Here is a 15,362-nt window from a genome sequence, read left to right on the forward strand (position 1 = left end):
AGGTCAAATAACAAAGTGGGAGAGAATGATGGGCAACCGCTTATGCCGCGCGCTTGGGGCTTCGACAGCGATAGGGATGGTGTGCGCGGCGACAGCCGCGTCTGCGCAATCGGCCGTGGAATACCCGCAGGACGCCAGTGTCGGGCAGGACGAACAAGCGCAGGCCGAAGACATTATCGTTACCGGCTCGCGCGTGGTGACCAACGGCAATCAGTCGGCCAATCCGGTAACGGTGCTGTCGACCGACGAATTGCTGCGCAATACGCCGACAACCATCGCAGATGCGCTTTCGCAAGCGCCCCAATTCCGCGGATCGCTGCGCCCCTCCTCCTTCGTTTCGCCCCAGAGCCCCGTGAACGCCTTTGTCAATCTACGCGGCTTGAGCGATCCGGGCACGCCGCGAACCTTGGTTCTGTTTGATGGCCGGCGCGTCACTCCGGCGATTGCCGGCGGGCAGGTTGACGTAAACATGTTACCCAACCTGCTCGTCAAGCGGGTGGACATCGTCACGGGCGGCGCATCGGCCGCCTATGGCAGCGACGCGGTCGCTGGCGTCGTCAACTATATTCTCGATCGCGATTTTGTCGGTCTCAAGGCCAGTGCCAATGCCGGCGTCTCGCAGCGTGGCGACAACGGCACACAAAAGATAGGGCTCGCCGCTGGCGGCAAGTTTCTCGATGATCGACTCCACGTTATGGGTAGCCTAGAGTATTTCAACTCAAGTGGTGTCGGCAATACGAGCGATCGGGCATGGCTCCAGAAGCATTGTCAGGCGATCCAGAACCCGACCTACAGCGCCACGAATTCGGCGGGCGGCCCTAACTTCCTCTTTCGCTGCGGCGTGACCGGCACCGACTTCGCGCGTGGCGGCGTCATCACCTCAGGCCCGCTTCAAGGAACTCAGTTCCTCCCCGGGGGCGCGACCGCGCCCTATCGATATGGCACTCTTCGCACCGCCTCGACCATGGTCGGAGGCGATGGCGAGTGGCTGCCGCGCGGCAATGTCGTCGCGCCGCTCAAGACGATCTCCGGCTTTGGCCATATCGACTATGACGTTACCGACAATATTCGCTTGTTCGTCGAAGGAACCTATACGCGTAACGAATCCGATCTGCCCTTCATCTACCCGCAATTCTCCGGCGGCAGCGCCTTTGCCATTCGTGCTGACAACGCCTTCCTGCCGAACAGTGTCCGAGGTCAGATGGCCACGCTGGGCCTTGCTACGATCAGCGTCGGCCGCGTTGGGCTCGATTGGGGACAGAGTGTCGGGCACACCACCCAGGACTATTATCGCGGCGCGGCCGGGTTCGACGCCAAGCTCGGGGGCGATTGGGTGCTTTCGGGCTATTTCGATTGGGGCCGCGCGCTCATCGACCAGAACACCACGCAGATGGTCAATGTCGCCAATGCGCGTCTCGCTGCCGACGCGGTCGTCAATCCGGCCAACGGACAGATCGCTTGCCGCTCGACACTTACTAACCCGGCCAACGGTTGCGTGCCGCTCAACATCTTCGGCGAGGGGTCAGCTTCGCAAGCCGCGCTCGACTACATCTTTGGCGAACCCTTTACGCACCGCAAGACCGAGCAATCGGCCGCAGAACTCGCAGTGCGCGGGTCGCCCTTCGCGACCTGGGCCGGGGACGTCCAACTCGCGGCTGGTTTCGACTGGCGCGAGATCAGCGCGAGCGCCGTCGCCGATTCGATCTCTACCAGCGGCGGCTGGCTCGCCGGCAATCAAGTCGCGCAGCCCTATGGCAAGTACAACGTCAAGGAGGTGTTCGGAGAGGTGACGATCCACGAGGGCTATGTGACCCGCAAGGAAGCGCGCCGTATCGAGAAGGGCGAGGCCCCGGATACCGGGCAGAAACCCGCGCGGCCCGAGGTTACGGCCACGATGCAGACCTATATCGACCTGCACCGGCACGCCGCCGTCCGCGCCGCGCTCACCGGCCATCCCAAGGTCGCGCTGCGCTTGCTGGTCGCCCACGCCATCGTCGGTTCGCATCTGTTCCGGGTTACTCCCGAGCCGCAGTCCACCCGCAACGATGGGGTCCGCGAGTCAGTCGAAACCTGTCGTGGCGAAGCCGAGTTCGACGAGAGACGCCGCGCGGTGCTTGGCCTTCTCGGTTTCTCGGCGGAAGAGGCGACCGTGACCGGCGGCAATTGCGACGGTTACAGGCTGGCGGGTGTGTTCCTGCGCCTGCTCGACTTGCCCGACCGCGCGGTGATGGACGTGATCGCCATCGTCATCGGCGAGGCGCTGGCCGCTGGCGGCGCCGCCGTCGAGGCGGTGGGGAGCCATATCGGCGTCGACATGGCGCAGTGGTGGCAAGCCGACGCGGCGTTCTTCGAGCTGATCCGCGACAAGGAAGTCCTTGGCCGGATCGTCGCCGAGGTCGCGGGCGAAGCCGTCGCCAGCGCCAATGCGGGCGAGAAGTCCAAGACCTTGAAGGAGATCGTGGCCGACCATCTGGCGGGTGCGAATGGCCGCGCCAAGGTCGAGAATTGGGTGCCCAAGTGGATGGCGTTCCCGCCTGCCGGCTATACGGCACGCGGCGGCGTCGGCACGGTCAAGGCTGCCGCCTTGGTCGCGGCGGCGCGCGCCACCGAGCCGGACCCGACCGCTCCGGCCTCGGCATTGCTCCCCGAGGAGGCGGAGAAGCTGGCCGCGTGATTGCCTCACGGGCGGGGGAAACCCCGCCCGTTCCTTTTGGACCCTCGAAATCCGGCCGCGCCGCTCGGCAGCAAGCTGCCTCGCGGCGCGGGTTTTTTGTGTTTCTGGCTTACGATTGACGCCGCCACGGACTGCACCGCAAAGCGGCTTCATGCTGGTGCTGATCGACAACAACTTCGCCGACCGGGACGGGATGCGCGATTATCTCGCCGCTTCGCGCTCCAACCTTGCCGCGCTCCCCGGCACGGTCTTCGAGGAATGGTTCAAGGCCAGGAGCCCTGACACCACTAGGCGCGTCCAGCAGATCGCCTGCGCCTATCCCGATCAGATCGTCGTCCTCAAGGATACGCGCGATCTGCTCCACATGAGCGGCCAGCCGCGCGGCCTCCTCCTGCGTCTCATCGACCGGAAGCAGACCCGCGACTTTGCGCCCTATTGCGAAACCGTCGTCAACGCAGCCCTGACGCCCGAGCTGGAGGCGCATTTCCGCGCGCACCGCGACAACGCGCAAGACACCCTCGCTGCCCTGCTCCCGGAGGCGCATAAGATGAAGCGCATGTTCGCGGCATGGGATGCGGAATTCTCGGAAAGCCAGCGCAGGGAGCTCAAGGGGATCGTCGACAGCGACGCGAAGCTGTCGCCGGCGTTGCAGGAAGCGACCTTCCTCAAGGCGGTGAAGCTCGGTGGAAACCTGTTTAGCGCGCATCAGGTCGCACGCAGCAAGGTGCCCGCGACGATCTTCCTGTTCGGCGTCGTCGCCCGCGCCCATCCTTGCCCCCCGTTTCGAGGCGGCCCTCCCCGGAGCCCCCTTTTCTTAGACGGGCGAGGCAAGGAAATCCGCTCCGGCGCGGCGATGGGCGGACTAGATTTTTGGGGGATTCGGCGTCACCGCCGCCTAGCTGCTCGAAGGCGGTGGGCTGCGCTCACGCCAGCCTGTGCCGGATCGCGGAGCCGCTCTTGCCGCACGTCCCGCAGGCATCCTGACAGCGTTCAAAGCCGCGCGATCTCGCCAGTTCGCGCGTGCGGTGACTGGCCTGGTGCAGCGCCGAAAGGCCGAGCCGCTCGACGATGCACGCGTCGCAGATCGGTTCGGGCGCGATTACCGTGATCAACCCCTTGATCTTGTCCGCCATCCCGAATCTGTCTCCTTGTCGCTGACCTGGCCCTGCATCCGCTGCAAGGCAGGACGCTTGAAGCGGCGGATTCCGCCCCGGTAGTCCCGATTCCCTCGCGCGGAATCGCCCCCGATCCTGCACTCTTTTCTCCTACGACCGTTCATCAGCCGCGCCACGGCCTCCTTCGATTTGGCGGGTCTGACGGCAGTCCCGCCGGCCCTGCAACGGCTGCGCCAAACTTTCTTCCCCGGCGCTTCGCGCCTTCCTCGCGAGGCAAGAAAGCCCGGCTTCGCCGTCCGCCGCTTCGCTTCGGCCACAGGTGCAGTCCGGCGTTCCCGCCGCCTGATCGACCGCCATCGAGGCCGCATCGGGCGGCTTCGAGCAATCAGGAGTTGGCTTCATGGCACAGATCGGTTCGTTCACCCGCGACGGCGAAAGCGGGATTTACACTGGGACCATCCGGACCCTCACGCTCAACGTCAAGGCGACGCTGCGGCCCTCGCCCAAGGACAATGGCAAGGCGCCCGACTATCGGGTGCAGGCGGGCGCGGTCGAGTTCGGCGCTGGCTGGCTCAAGGCCGCGCGCGAAACCGGCGCCGAATATATGTCGATGAAGCTCGACGATCCGTCCTTCCCGGCGCCGATCTACGCGACGCTCGTGCAGGGCGACAATGGCGAGCACAAGCTGATCTGGTCGCGCTGACCGGTCCCGGCCCCGCGCCACGGCGCGGGGCCGCCCCTCGGCAGGCACGATTTCGGGACGTCCCGTTTTCGTGCCTCTGCGCAGCATCCGCACCACGCCATGTCTCGCCGCGAGGCGCGGCGCCAGGCCGCGCCCAGCAGCGGCGAGGGTTCGATGAACACAGCAGATGACAACGAGAATGCACGCGCGGCGCGCGCGGCGCAGGGCTCGCCGTTCCTCAGTCCGGAACAGGCGGCGCATTATCTCGGGTTGTCCACCCGTACGCTGCAGGAGCATCGCAGCGCCGGCACCGGCCCGCGCTTTCGCCGCCATTGCCGCCACATCCGTTATCATATCGACGATCTCGACGGTTGGTCGCAGGATGTCGGCGAGGCCGGCGGCCATGAGTGAACATCACCGCCTGCGCCGGAATGCCGCCGCGCTCGGCGCGCTGGCCGTCGCGCTCGCCGCGACGATCGCGGTTCCCCCTCGGCCACTGCTGGTATGGAACGCCAGCGCCAGCGCCCCGATCGGACTCTATGCCGTGCGCTCTGCCGACGCGCTGGCGACCGGCGATATGGTCATCGCCCGCCTGCCGGAGCCATCGCGCCAACTCGCGGCCCGGCGCCATTATCTGCCCGCCAACGTCCCGCTGGTGAAGCGCGTCGCGGCCCAATCCGGCGACACTATCTGCGCGCTTGGGACTCGGATATTCGTCAATGGTCGCCGGGTCGCCAAGCGCCTTGCTGCCGACGGGGTCGGTCGCCCCATGCCGGGATGGAGCGGCTGCGTCACGCTACGCGAGGGCGCTCTGTTCCTGCTGATGACCGACAGTCCGGCATCGTTCGACGGGCGCTATTTCGGGCCGACAGAGTACCGTGACATCATCGGGAAGGCGACCTTGCTATGGGCACGTTGAGATCGCTCGCCGTCGCGCTGGCGCTGCTGGCGGCGACCCCGGCGCACGCCGATCAGGTCGGGCGCTGGCGCACATATATCGAGGAGGCATCCGCGCGGTTCGGAGTCCCGGCGGCGTGGATCGAGCGCGTCATGCGTGCCGAGAGCGGCGGGCAGACGAGGCTGAACGGGCGCCCGATCACCAGTCACGCAGGCGCAATGGGGCTGATGCAGCTCATGCCCGGAACCTGGGCGGAGATGCGCGCGGTGCTTCGCCTTGGCGCCGATCCGCATGACCCGCGCGACAATATTCTGGCGGGCACCTATTATCTGCGGCTGATGTACGAACGGTTCGGCTATTCGGGCATGTTCGCCGCCTATAATGCCGGACCCGCGCGCTACGCCAACCATCTCGCGACCGGCAGACGACTGCCCGGCGAGACGCGATCCTATCTTGTCACGGTAGGCGGCGGTCTAGCGGGAAGCCGTGCCGTCGCGATTGCGCCGCCGTACAACGCGCTCTTTTTCGCCCTGCGCACCACACCCACAGCGCCGGCTGCCGGTCCCAAGGCACCGGATGTTTTCGTGACCTTGAGAAGTGACCACCTACCGGAATAGGCGTCTGGCTACCATCGCGGGGGTGGAGGGCTCGTCTCGGCAAGTCTCAGCATGACGGCCGCCGGAACGCCTGTGCAAGGCCGGCGGCCCCTCCAATTTTGCCGCGATAGTGAGCGCACTTCGCGCGCGTGTTTGTTCGTTTTCAGCGCAACAAAATCGGTTCCTCCGCCGCCGCTTCGCGGTGCTCCGGCTTCGCCTCCGCAGCCCTGACAGCCGCTCCGCCGGCCGTCGTCGGACGGCTGTCCTTGATGATGAGGACGTGAGTGGAGGAGGTTCTTATGAGCATGATGCAGAGCATCGGCGTGGCGTCGGATCGGGTGATGGCGGCGCTGATTTCGGGTCTCGAAATCGAGTTTGGACGCGGTGCCGGGGAGGCTTTGGCGCATCGGTTTCTCGAAGCGGAGGAAGTGGAATTTCACTGGGATGCGCGCGTTCAGGAGTGTTGGATCGGGACGTATGAGAGCGCGGATGACGAGGATTTTGAGCTGGATCGCGTGAAGATTTTCGGGCGGCTGGACGGCAAATGGTTCGTAGCGGTGATGATCGTCGATGGCGATGGCAATGCGCATGGCATGATGGAGAAGCGCATATTCAGGCGCCAGCAGGAGGCACGCACGGCATTCGCGCAGGCGTGATGATCGTACAGTTCGGAGGAGCGGCGCTCGCGGAGAGCGTCGCTCTTCTTTTGCCTCGGCTCGCATAGGTTGGTCGCGGAAATGGGTAGGAATTGGCGGTTTTCAGGGGGATTCGGGGTAAGGCAAGATTAAGCAATGGTGCTGGCCTTGCGGTCCATCACCATAAGCTATTGTCTGCACATCGTTTTTTCTGAGGGGCTCCCGAATTTTTGGCACCAAGCGGCTGAGCGTGGTGCCAAGGCCGGTCAAAGCGGCGGAAGTCCTCGCCTTTTTTGGCACCGGTTTTCATGGCCATTCGGCGGAGTCATGCTGCCCGCTCAACGCGCAATTTCCGCAGGTCCAGCATGAGCAGCGACGACGATTTCGAGCCCCGTCTGGGGCGCATGCGCGCCAAAGGCAACAAGAAGGCGCGGAAGTATCTATCCCGCGTTTTAGCCGCAGCCAATCTCGCGCACGGCGGTGCGGGCGTGGCGGGTCGGCGCAGCCGTTTCGACGGCAGCCGGATTGGGCGCGGTTCGGGTGTGGGCCGGGTGCTCGGCAGCCGCAACCGTTATGCCGCATTCCGGGCGCGCCGCGTCATCATCAAGGCGAGCACGATCAAGCTCGTAGGAAAGGGGTTCGGCGCGGCGCGCGCGCATATCCGCTATGTCGAGCGCGACGGCACGACCCGCGACGGCGCGCGCGGCCAGCTCTACGGCGCCGAGGCGGACAGAGTCGACGGCAAGGCGTTCCTGGAAAAGGCCGAAGGCGACCGCCACCAGTTTCGCTTCATCGTCTCGCCCGAGGACGGCGCCGAATATGATGACCTCAAAGGCCTGACCCGGCGGCTGATGACGCGCATGGAAGAGGATCTCGGGACGAAGCTCGACTGGGTGGCGGTCGATCACTTCAATACCGGCCATCCGCATACCCACATCATCGTCCGCGGCAAGGACGACCGCGGCAAGGATCTGATCGTCGCCCATGAGTACATCACGCACGGGATGCGCGAGCGTGCCGCCGAGCTGGTCGATCTCGATCTCGGGCCGCGCACCAACGACGCCATTCAAGCCCGGCTTTACGGTGAGGTCGAGCACGAGCGGTTGACCAGCATCGATCGTGCGATGCTGCGCGACGCCGATGCCGGCGAGCTCGTCAGCTCGGCGGCCGGCAGCGCGTTCGAGCAGACCATCCGAATGGGACGACTGCGCAAGCTGGAACGGCTGGGGCTCGCCGAACAGATGGGCGCATCGACCTGGCGACTGCCCGCCGATCTCGCCGACACCCTGAAGCGCATGGGCGAGCGCGGCGACGTCATCCGCACCATGCAGCGCGCATTTGCGGCGCGCGGGACGACGCCGGCGCTTGCCGACCAAGCGATTTATGAACCGGCCGCGCCCGATGCCCGGCCGCTGGTCGGTCGCGTGCTCGAACGCGGCCTTTCGGATGAGGCCAGTGACCGCCACTATCTGTTGGTCGAGGCGACCGATGGCCGCACTCATTATGTCGACATCGGCAAGGGCGAGAATGTCGAGCCGCATGCCACCGGCGCGATCGTCCGGATCGAGCCTGTGGCAACCGCCGTGCGCGAGGCCGATCGCACGGTTGCCGGCGTCGCTGCTGCCAATGGCGGGCGCTACACGATCGATGCGCATCTTCGCCATGACCCATCCGCGACCGAAGCATTCGCCGAAACCCATGCTCGCCGCCTGGAGGCAATGCGGCGACTGACGCGCGGTGCGACGCGCGAGGCGGACGGCACATGGATCATTGCGCCGGATCATCTCGATCGGGCCGCGGCCTATGAAGCGGCGCGGGCGAAGGACCGACCAGTAGCGGTTGAGACGCTTTCTTCGCAGCCGCTGGAAAGGCTGATCGGCGTCGAGGGCGCGACATGGCTCGACCGCGAGTTGGTCGCGGACGGTCCGGCGGCGCTGCGCGATGCCGGGTTCGGGCATGATGCACGCGAGGCCCAGACGCGCCGGCGCCAATGGTTGGTGGCGCAAGGGTTGGCGGAAGAGGCCAATGGCATCACGACATATCAGGTAGGCATGATCGCAGCGCTTCAGCGTCGCGAGCTGTTGCGTATCGGTGTCCAATTGTCGGGCGAAATGGGGATGCCGTTTGCCGAGACCGAGCCCGGCGCGAACGTCACCGGCATCTATCGCGGGCCGGTCGATACTATTAGCGGGCGGTTGGCGCTGGTCGAAAAGTCGCGAGAATTCACGCTGGTTCCTTGGCGGCCGATCCTTGATCGGCATGTTGGGAAAAGCGTGTCCGGCATCATGCGCGGCGACGGGGTCAGTTGGAGCTTCGGTCGCGGGCGCGCGGGACCTTCGATTTCCTAGTCGCCGCCTGCCTGCGAACCCCTTGGGATTGGTTTCGAAACCGGTTCGTCAAGTCGCGGCCGTTCGGCTATCGTCTTCGCCGGGGAAGCCGATACCGCAGGGGCAAAGGTGTGCTGATAAATCAGGTGAAGATCGAGAACTTCCGCTGCATTCGCGAGCTGAACCTAGATCTTGAGCGAACTACTGTCTTTATCGGTGCAAATAATAGCGGGAAAACCGCGATCATGGAGGCTGTTCGCATCGCTCTTTCACGACGGTGGGGAAGGAGGGGGACGGGTTTCACTGAATTCGATGTCCACTGTCCGGGCCAGAGCCATGATCCCAAGGCCGCCGATCCTGTCCGCGTACTACTGCGGCTCGAAGATCATGCGGACGCGCCGTGGGATCCGGACATGGTCGCGGACCTTGATGATCTCACGGTGATAACGCCGCAGGGCCGAAATCTCATTTGCCTGCGTGTCACATGCGAATGGAACGCCGAGACCGACGCGTTCGAGCCCTCCTGGCAATTTCTCGACGCTGCTGGCCAGGCGCTCACGCAAAAATCCCAGCGTGCGACCAACCTTTCCAATTTCTTTGCCTACGCACCGCTATTCTATTTGGCTGCGCTACGCGATGCGGCGGATGAATTTGGCTCGCGTTCGTCAATGTGGGCGAAGCTGCTCAAGTCCATTCGCATTCCGAGCGAAATCGAAGGCGCCGTCACGGCCACGCTCGATGAACTCGACAGCCAGTTGCTGGGCGCGGACCCTAAACTCGCAGAGATCGCAGCGACAATCGGTCAGGCGACGAAGATAGCGATCGGGGAAGGCGTTGGAGACGCGCGGCTTCGCATGTTGCCGATGAATATTTGGGATCTGATTTCCCGCGCGGGCATCGTGCTCAAGAATGAAGATGCCCGTCCCTGGTTGCCGCTCGATCATCACGGGCAAGGACTTCAGAGCCTCTCCGTAATATTTCTATTCCAAGCGGCTGTGTTCCAGCAACTCGCCGAGGAGGAGTTGCCCGGGACCGAGCCAATCTTCATCCTTGAGGAGCCGGAGGCGCATCTGCATCCTCAGGCGGCACGGACACTCTGGGAGCGGGTCACCGAGCTACCGGGGCAAAAACTCGTCACGACCCACTCACCCTATTTTGTTCAGAACGTGCCGCTGCACAATCTACGCTTGGTGCGTCTGCGCAATGGCCAAACCGAGGTTTCCCATATGCCTCGCTCGGTCCCCTCGACGCTCGTCTGGAACGCAGGCGTCGCCGCGCTGGCGGAGCATCAGGGCAAAATGCTCGTCTGCGATCCGACATCCAACTGCGTGTCGGCTACCAGCTGGTTCGACATGGAACTCGGCGATAAACTCAAGGGCTGCTACAAGGCCGCAGCCGACCAGGCCGCGATTGAGGCCGCTATTGGGGATTTGCGATATCGCTCGCGTGGGCTCGTCACCCGCCAGGAGGAGCATGAGCTATCGTTTCTTGGCCGCCGGATACGCGGCGAAATATTCTTTGCCCGCCGTTGGCTGCTCGTCGAGGGGCAGTCGGAGTATGTCCTCCTCCATGCGATCGGAAAGGCGCTCGGCTACCCGCTCGACCGTCACGGCGTTGCCGTGATCGACTTCCAGAATAATGGTGATGCGGACATATACCCGGCGCTCGCGACGTCGTTCGGTATTCCCTGGCTGATGATCACGGATGGCGATCCTGAATCCACCAAGTTCCGCGGACAGCTCCTTAAGCGTGGCTTCACGGATCAGGATCTCGAAGGACGGTTCTTAACATTACCGTCGCCAAGCGACTTGGAAGACTGCCTGCTCGCGAAAGGGCATGAGCATCGACTCCGCGCGCTGCTGGCCGAAGCGACCTCGCAGCAGGCGCTGACATGCTCCTATGATCAGTTCGTGGCCCAGTTCAAGAACAACAAGGTTGCCTGTATCAGCCGGCTTGCACTGCAGGTGGAGACCGACGCAGCATTGGCAAGCCAGATGCCCGCTGAGTTCGTGGCGATCATCGAAGAGCTGAAGGGTGCTGCGCAGTGACGACCGAGCTGGACAACATTCTCGCCAGCTTGAGCGACATCCAACGTGAGGCGGTGCTCTCGACCGAGGGAGCCGCGCTCGTCCTCGCGGGACCTGGATCGGGGAAAACGCGCGTGCTGACTGCGCGTATTGCCCGAATTCTCGACGAGACGCGCCAGCGGAAATTTCGCATCCTCGCACTCACGTTCACGACCAAAGCAGCGATGGAGATGCGCGAGCGCGTTGATCTATTGGTGCCCGGACTTACCGAGCGAACCCTTATCGGTACGTTCCACGCGTTCTGCACCCAATTGCTCCGGCAGCACGGGTCGCATCTGGAGATGTCGCCGGACTTCGCGATCTTCGATCAGGACGCGGATCGCGAGGCCCTGCTTGTCGATGCGTTGGGCGTCGCCGCGGCCAACGGCGAGCCCGTTAGTGCGGAGGATGTTCGCTGGCTCAAAACGATAGACCAGCTCAAGTCTAGATTGATCGTGCCCGAAAAGGCGGCCGAGCGATTTCGCGATGCGAAGTCCGGTGAGGCAGCCGCGCGCGTCTACCGGATTTATGAGAACACGCTGCGCGCAAATAACAGCATGGACTTCAATGGGCTCATTTTGGGGGCGTGCCGTCTCTTGCGCGATGTTCCGGGCGTCGCCGAACGCGTGCGGCAAACTTATCCGTATTGGCTCGTGGACGAGTTCCAGGATACCACTCCAGCACAGTACCGGCTGATCCGGCTTGCTGCGGGGGATTCTTTCCGGAACGTCTTCGCCGTCGCGGATGACGATCAGATCATCTACCAATGGGCGGGCGCCAGCTATCGGCAGATCGAACGATTCCGTGCCGATTTTCAACCCGAGCTGATGCAGCTCGTTGAAAATCACCGCTGTCCGCCTGCGATCGTGGCCGCAGCGAATAAGCTGGTCGCTAACAATACATTCCGGACACCGGAAAAGCAGCCGATCGTCGCGGCAAAGCCCGATAGCGAAGATGCCATCGCCGTTCATGTGCTCGCGACGGACGGCGAGGAACAGCAATGGATTGCAGAAAGCATCGGCAGCAATGGCCGGGATTCATGGGGGCAAACCGCGGTTCTAGGTCGAACGCGCGCGATATTGTTGCCCATCGAACAGGCGCTCCAAGCGAAGGGAATCAAAGCCGTCGTAGCTCAACGGCGCGACCGCTTCATTTCCCCGGAATTCAACTGGCTTCAGGCCTGCCTCGATCAAGCACTCCGACCGAATGACGTTCGTGTGTTCCGCTTAATGGTGGATGCTGCCAACCGCGTTGCCAGCGACGAATTGGATGCCGAAATCCTGGCTGCTGAGGCCGATGCCGCAGGTGCTTCCTATTTTGAGCATTGGGCCAACACTGCCACTGCCAGCGGCAATGAGTATCTTGCCACCTTAGGAGGCTACGGGCTTCAACTCGCACAATCGCGTAGCCAGTGGCGAAGCATGGTCCGCGCGGCAATTCCGATTTTGGTGAGTAAGGCTGGCGGTGACGAGAGTGTTATCAGCGACGCGGCGGACGACAAGGCTGCCTGGGACGTCTGCTTAAAGGAGATACGGTCAGAGAAGGGCAGCGAGCCCGAACTGGATGAGGTCATTCAAGGACTAGCCCTTCGATCCAAGGAACCGCCTCACGATCCAGAGGCTGTGACCTTGATGACGATTCATGCGTCGAAGGGCTTAGAATTCGACTCTGTCTATGTCGTTGGGCTGGCTGAATCGGTCATGCCCTCTTGGCAAAGCGTCAAACAGGGAGATGCTTCAGCCGAGATGGAAGAGGAAAGGCGCAACTGCTTCGTTGCCATTACGCGTACTCGCGAGCGCCTTACGCTGACCTATGCCTCCAACTATCGTGGCTGGTCTAAGTCGCCGTCGCGCTTTCTTTCGGAAATGGGGCTTGCCGGCGGTTAGTTCAGAGCCGAGCAGGCCAGTCGCATCAGCCGATCGGCCCAAGATCGTGAGGAAAGAGCGACGGGTGGCCTTGGTGAGGTGAACCCATCTCCTCGCACCGAATATCAAAACAGCGCAGACGCTCGGCAAGGTGTCGGGCGACGTCCGCAACGGCAATCCTCCTGCGCCAGCAATCTGCTTCAGTCAGATCGCTGAGCAGTTCCGGCGCCGTGCCGGCAAGCGCCACTTCCAGATGGAGCGATAGGGCTTCTTCGTCGATTCGCATCATGTAGCTATGAGAACAAACGTGGAACAATGAGTCAATCCGATTTCCCCCACGCCGAGATGCCGTAGCGAGGCGCGTCGACGTGCGCCTTCCCGCGTCGAGACCGTAATTTTCACGACAACCGGTTCTGTCGATCCTTGCGGGCAAGAACCGGAGCGGCGTGTCGCCCTCCGGGCGGAGCGCCCAGATGACCCCGACCAAGCTGCTAATCGGCCAGATTCTGATCGTCTTCGCGATCGTAATCGCGGGCGTATGGGCAGCGACGCAGTGGGCGGCCGCGATGCTGGCATATCAGCCGCAGCTCGGCTTCCCCTGGTTCAATCTGTTCGATCGACCGGTCTATCGGCCCTGGGCGATCTTTTCGTGGTGGTATCACTACGACGCCTATGCGCCGCACGTCTTCGACAAGGCGGGGACGCTTGCCGGCGCCAGCGGCTTCGTCGGCTGCGCCGCAGCGATCTTCGGTTCGTTGTGGCGCGCGAGGCAACAGCGCCATGTCACTACCTATGGTTCGGCACGATGGGCGGAGCTGCGCGAGGTCGAGCGCGCCGGGCTGATCGGCGACGCCGGTGCTTTCCTCGGCCGCTATCATGGCCGTTATCTCCGGCATGACGGCCCCGAGCATGTCATGGCGTTCGCGCCGACCCGTAGCGGCAAGGGTGTTGGCTTGGTCGTTCCGACGCTGCTGAGCTGGACCGGCTCGGCCGTCATCCACGACATCAAAGGGGAGAACTGGCAGTTGACCGCCGGCTGGCGCTCGCGCTTCAGCCACGCGCTCCTCTTCAATCCGACCGACGCGCGATCGGCCCGTTACAATCCGCTGCTGGAAGTGCGGCGCGGCGAGAATGAGGTCCGCGACGTCCAGAACATCGCCGATATCCTGGTCGATCCCGAGGGCGCGCTTGAACGGCGCAACCATTGGGAGAAAACCAGCCATTCGCTGCTGGTCGGTGCGATCCTCCACATCCTCTATGCCGAGGAGGAGAAGACGCTGGCACGCGTTGCCACCTTCCTGTCCGACCCGCAGCGGCCCTTCGTCGCGACGCTCAAGCGGATGATGACCACCAATCATCTCGGAACGCCCGAACAGCCGCAGGTTCACCCCGTCGTCGCGTCGGCCGCCCGCGAGGTGCTCAACAAGTCGGAGAACGAACGCTCGGGCGTGCTGAGCACGGCAATGTCGTTCCTCGGCCTCTATCGCGATCCCACCGTCGCCGAGGTCACGTCGCGCTGCGACTGGCGCATCGCCGATCTCGTCGAATCGCAGCAGCCGGTCTCGCTCTATCTAGTCATTCCGCCGTCGGACATCAGCCGCACCAAGCCGCTCGTGCGTTTGGTGCTCAACCAGATCGGCCGTCGGCTGACCGAGAAGCTGGAAGGTGAGCCCGGCAAGGGCCGCAAGCACCAGCTGCTGATGATGCTCGACGAGTTTCCGGCGCTTGGCCGCCTGGATTTCTTCGAGACCAGCCTCGCATTCATGGCCGGCTACGGCGTGCGCGCATTCCTGATCGCCCAATCGCTCAACCAGATCGAGAAGGCGTATGGCGAGCACAATTCGATCCTCGATAATTGCCACGTCCGCGTCGCATTCGCCACGAACGACGAACGCACGGCACGCCGCATCTCCGATGCGCTCGGCACAGCCACTGAACAGCGCTCGATGCGTAACTATGCCGGCCACCGTCTCGCGCCGTGGCTCGCTCACGTCATGGTCAGCCGGCAGGAGACCGCTCGGCCCCTGCTGACGCCGGGCGAGGTGATGCAGCTGCCGCCGGCTGATGAGCTGGTGCTAGTCTCAGGGCTGGCGCCGATCCGCGCGCAGAAGCTGCGCTACTATGAGGACCGCAACTTCACCGCTCGCATCGCGCCGCCACCGGCGCTGGTCGACGGCATTTATGCAGACCGGCCGAAGGCGCGTTCGAACGATTGGGGCAGCTTCGCCCGCAGACCGGATGCGCGTCTCTCGCGCGCCGAAGATGCGGCCGAGGTCGAGGCCGAGGACGGCGGCCTCCAGCAGCAGCGCCATCCGGGCCTCAGCGAAGAGGCCACACCGAAGCGCGAAGAGCCCAAGCAGCTCGACCTGCTCGCCGCCGAACAGGAAGAAAGCGATCCCGCCACCGATCTGAAGACTATGGATCGCGCCCGCGGTTTAAGCGCGGTCGCGCGCGGCTACGGCCTCAACGAGGGCAGCGGGCGCGACCTGCTGCCGGGTCTGTGA

12 protein-coding genes are annotated in these 15,362 nt (G+C 63.8%); 11 read left to right on the forward strand and 1 reads right to left on the reverse strand.

All coding sequences use genetic code 11. From position 1 onward, the window contains the following. The first annotated feature begins 25 nt into the window (after window positions 1-25). The 10 genes from D1610_RS14155 (at window position 26) to D1610_RS14205 (ending at window position 12,879) form a co-directional block, all read left to right on the forward strand. Window positions 26-2,674: a TonB-dependent receptor plug domain-containing protein gene (locus D1610_RS14155; RefSeq protein ID WP_118864825.1), complete on the forward strand. Its 2,649-nt coding sequence runs from the start codon at window positions 26-28 to the stop codon at window positions 2,672-2,674. A 151-nt stretch (window positions 2,675-2,825) separates the two neighbouring features. Beyond that, window positions 2,826-3,782 (forward strand): hypothetical protein, encoded by a 957-nt coding sequence (locus D1610_RS17165; RefSeq protein ID WP_182466842.1) that lies wholly within the window; start codon window positions 2,826-2,828, stop codon window positions 3,780-3,782. Window positions 3,783-4,189: 407 nt separating this feature from the next. Then, complete coding sequence (locus D1610_RS14170; protein ID WP_118864828.1) at window positions 4,190-4,492, forward strand: DUF736 domain-containing protein; 303 nt, start codon at window positions 4,190-4,192, stop codon at window positions 4,490-4,492. Between the two features lie 153 nt (window positions 4,493-4,645). Further along, complete coding sequence (locus D1610_RS14175) at window positions 4,646-4,882, forward strand: helix-turn-helix domain-containing protein (RefSeq protein WP_118864882.1); 237 nt, start codon at window positions 4,646-4,648, stop codon at window positions 4,880-4,882. Next, a complete protein-coding gene (locus D1610_RS14180; protein ID WP_245942260.1) occupies window positions 4,875-5,390 on the forward strand; it encodes a S26 family signal peptidase in 516 nt (171 codons plus the stop codon). Before D1610_RS14175 ends, D1610_RS14180 begins: the two co-directional genes overlap by 8 nt. Next, a complete protein-coding gene (locus tag D1610_RS14185; RefSeq protein ID WP_118864830.1) occupies window positions 5,378-5,986 on the forward strand; it encodes a lytic transglycosylase domain-containing protein in 609 nt (202 codons plus the stop codon). The genes D1610_RS14180 and D1610_RS14185 overlap by 13 nt, the downstream gene beginning before the upstream one ends. 278 nt (window positions 5,987-6,264) lie before the next feature. Continuing rightward, complete coding sequence (locus D1610_RS14190) at window positions 6,265-6,621, forward strand: hypothetical protein (RefSeq protein WP_245942262.1); 357 nt, start codon at window positions 6,265-6,267, stop codon at window positions 6,619-6,621. A 344-nt stretch (window positions 6,622-6,965) separates the two neighbouring features. Continuing rightward, entirely contained in the window at window positions 6,966-8,948 is a 1,983-nt protein-coding gene (rlxS, locus tag D1610_RS14195) for a relaxase/mobilization nuclease RlxS (RefSeq protein ID WP_118864832.1), read from the forward strand. A 125-nt stretch (window positions 8,949-9,073) separates the two neighbouring features. Continuing rightward, window positions 9,074-10,975, forward strand: a complete 1,902-nt coding sequence (locus tag D1610_RS14200; protein WP_182466843.1) for an ATP-dependent nuclease — start codon at window positions 9,074-9,076, stop codon at window positions 10,973-10,975. Further along, entirely contained in the window at window positions 10,972-12,879 is a 1,908-nt protein-coding gene (locus tag D1610_RS14205; RefSeq protein WP_118864834.1) for an ATP-dependent helicase, read from the forward strand. Before D1610_RS14200 ends, D1610_RS14205 begins: the two co-directional genes overlap by 4 nt. Window positions 12,880-12,904: 25 nt before the next feature. On the opposite strand, the gene D1610_RS16885 is transcribed toward D1610_RS14205, so the two are convergent. Continuing rightward, the gene (locus D1610_RS16885; protein ID WP_147414345.1) at window positions 12,905-13,147 is read right to left on the reverse strand and encodes a hypothetical protein; all 243 of its coding nucleotides are present in this window, start codon (window positions 13,145-13,147) and stop codon (window positions 12,905-12,907) included. 184 nt (window positions 13,148-13,331) lie between these two features. Here D1610_RS16885 and D1610_RS14210 point away from each other — a divergent pair, with 184 nt between their 5' ends. Further along, window positions 13,332-15,362 carry a conjugal transfer protein TraG gene (locus D1610_RS14210; RefSeq protein WP_118864835.1) on the forward strand — a complete coding sequence of 677 codons (2,031 nt, stop codon included), beginning with the start codon at window positions 13,332-13,334 and terminating at the stop codon, window positions 15,360-15,362.

The sequence above is a fragment of the Sphingomonas gilva genome, assembly GCF_003515075.1.
Lineage (GTDB): Bacteria > Pseudomonadota > Alphaproteobacteria > Sphingomonadales > Sphingomonadaceae > Sphingomonas > Sphingomonas gilva.

Coding starts and splice junctions, on each gene's coding strand:
- D1610_RS14155 (WP_118864825.1), top strand. CDS start 26: ATGATGGGCAACCGCTTATGCCGCGCGCTTGGGGCTTCGACAGCGATA.
- D1610_RS17165 (WP_182466842.1), top strand. CDS start 2,826: ATGCTGGTGCTGATCGACAACAACTTCGCCGACCGGGACGGGATGCGC.
- D1610_RS14170 (WP_118864828.1), top strand. CDS start 4,190: ATGGCACAGATCGGTTCGTTCACCCGCGACGGCGAAAGCGGGATTTAC.
- D1610_RS14175 (WP_118864882.1), top strand. CDS start 4,646: ATGAACACAGCAGATGACAACGAGAATGCACGCGCGGCGCGCGCGGCG.
- D1610_RS14180 (WP_245942260.1), top strand. CDS start 4,875: ATGAGTGAACATCACCGCCTGCGCCGGAATGCCGCCGCGCTCGGCGCG.
- D1610_RS14185 (WP_118864830.1), top strand. CDS start 5,378: ATGGGCACGTTGAGATCGCTCGCCGTCGCGCTGGCGCTGCTGGCGGCG.
- D1610_RS14190 (WP_245942262.1), top strand. CDS start 6,265: ATGAGCATGATGCAGAGCATCGGCGTGGCGTCGGATCGGGTGATGGCG.
- rlxS (WP_118864832.1), top strand. CDS start 6,966: ATGAGCAGCGACGACGATTTCGAGCCCCGTCTGGGGCGCATGCGCGCC.
- D1610_RS16885 (WP_147414345.1), bottom strand. CDS start 13,147: ATGATGCGAATCGACGAAGAAGCCCTATCGCTCCATCTGGAAGTGGCG.
- D1610_RS14210 (WP_118864835.1), top strand. CDS start 13,332: ATGACCCCGACCAAGCTGCTAATCGGCCAGATTCTGATCGTCTTCGCG.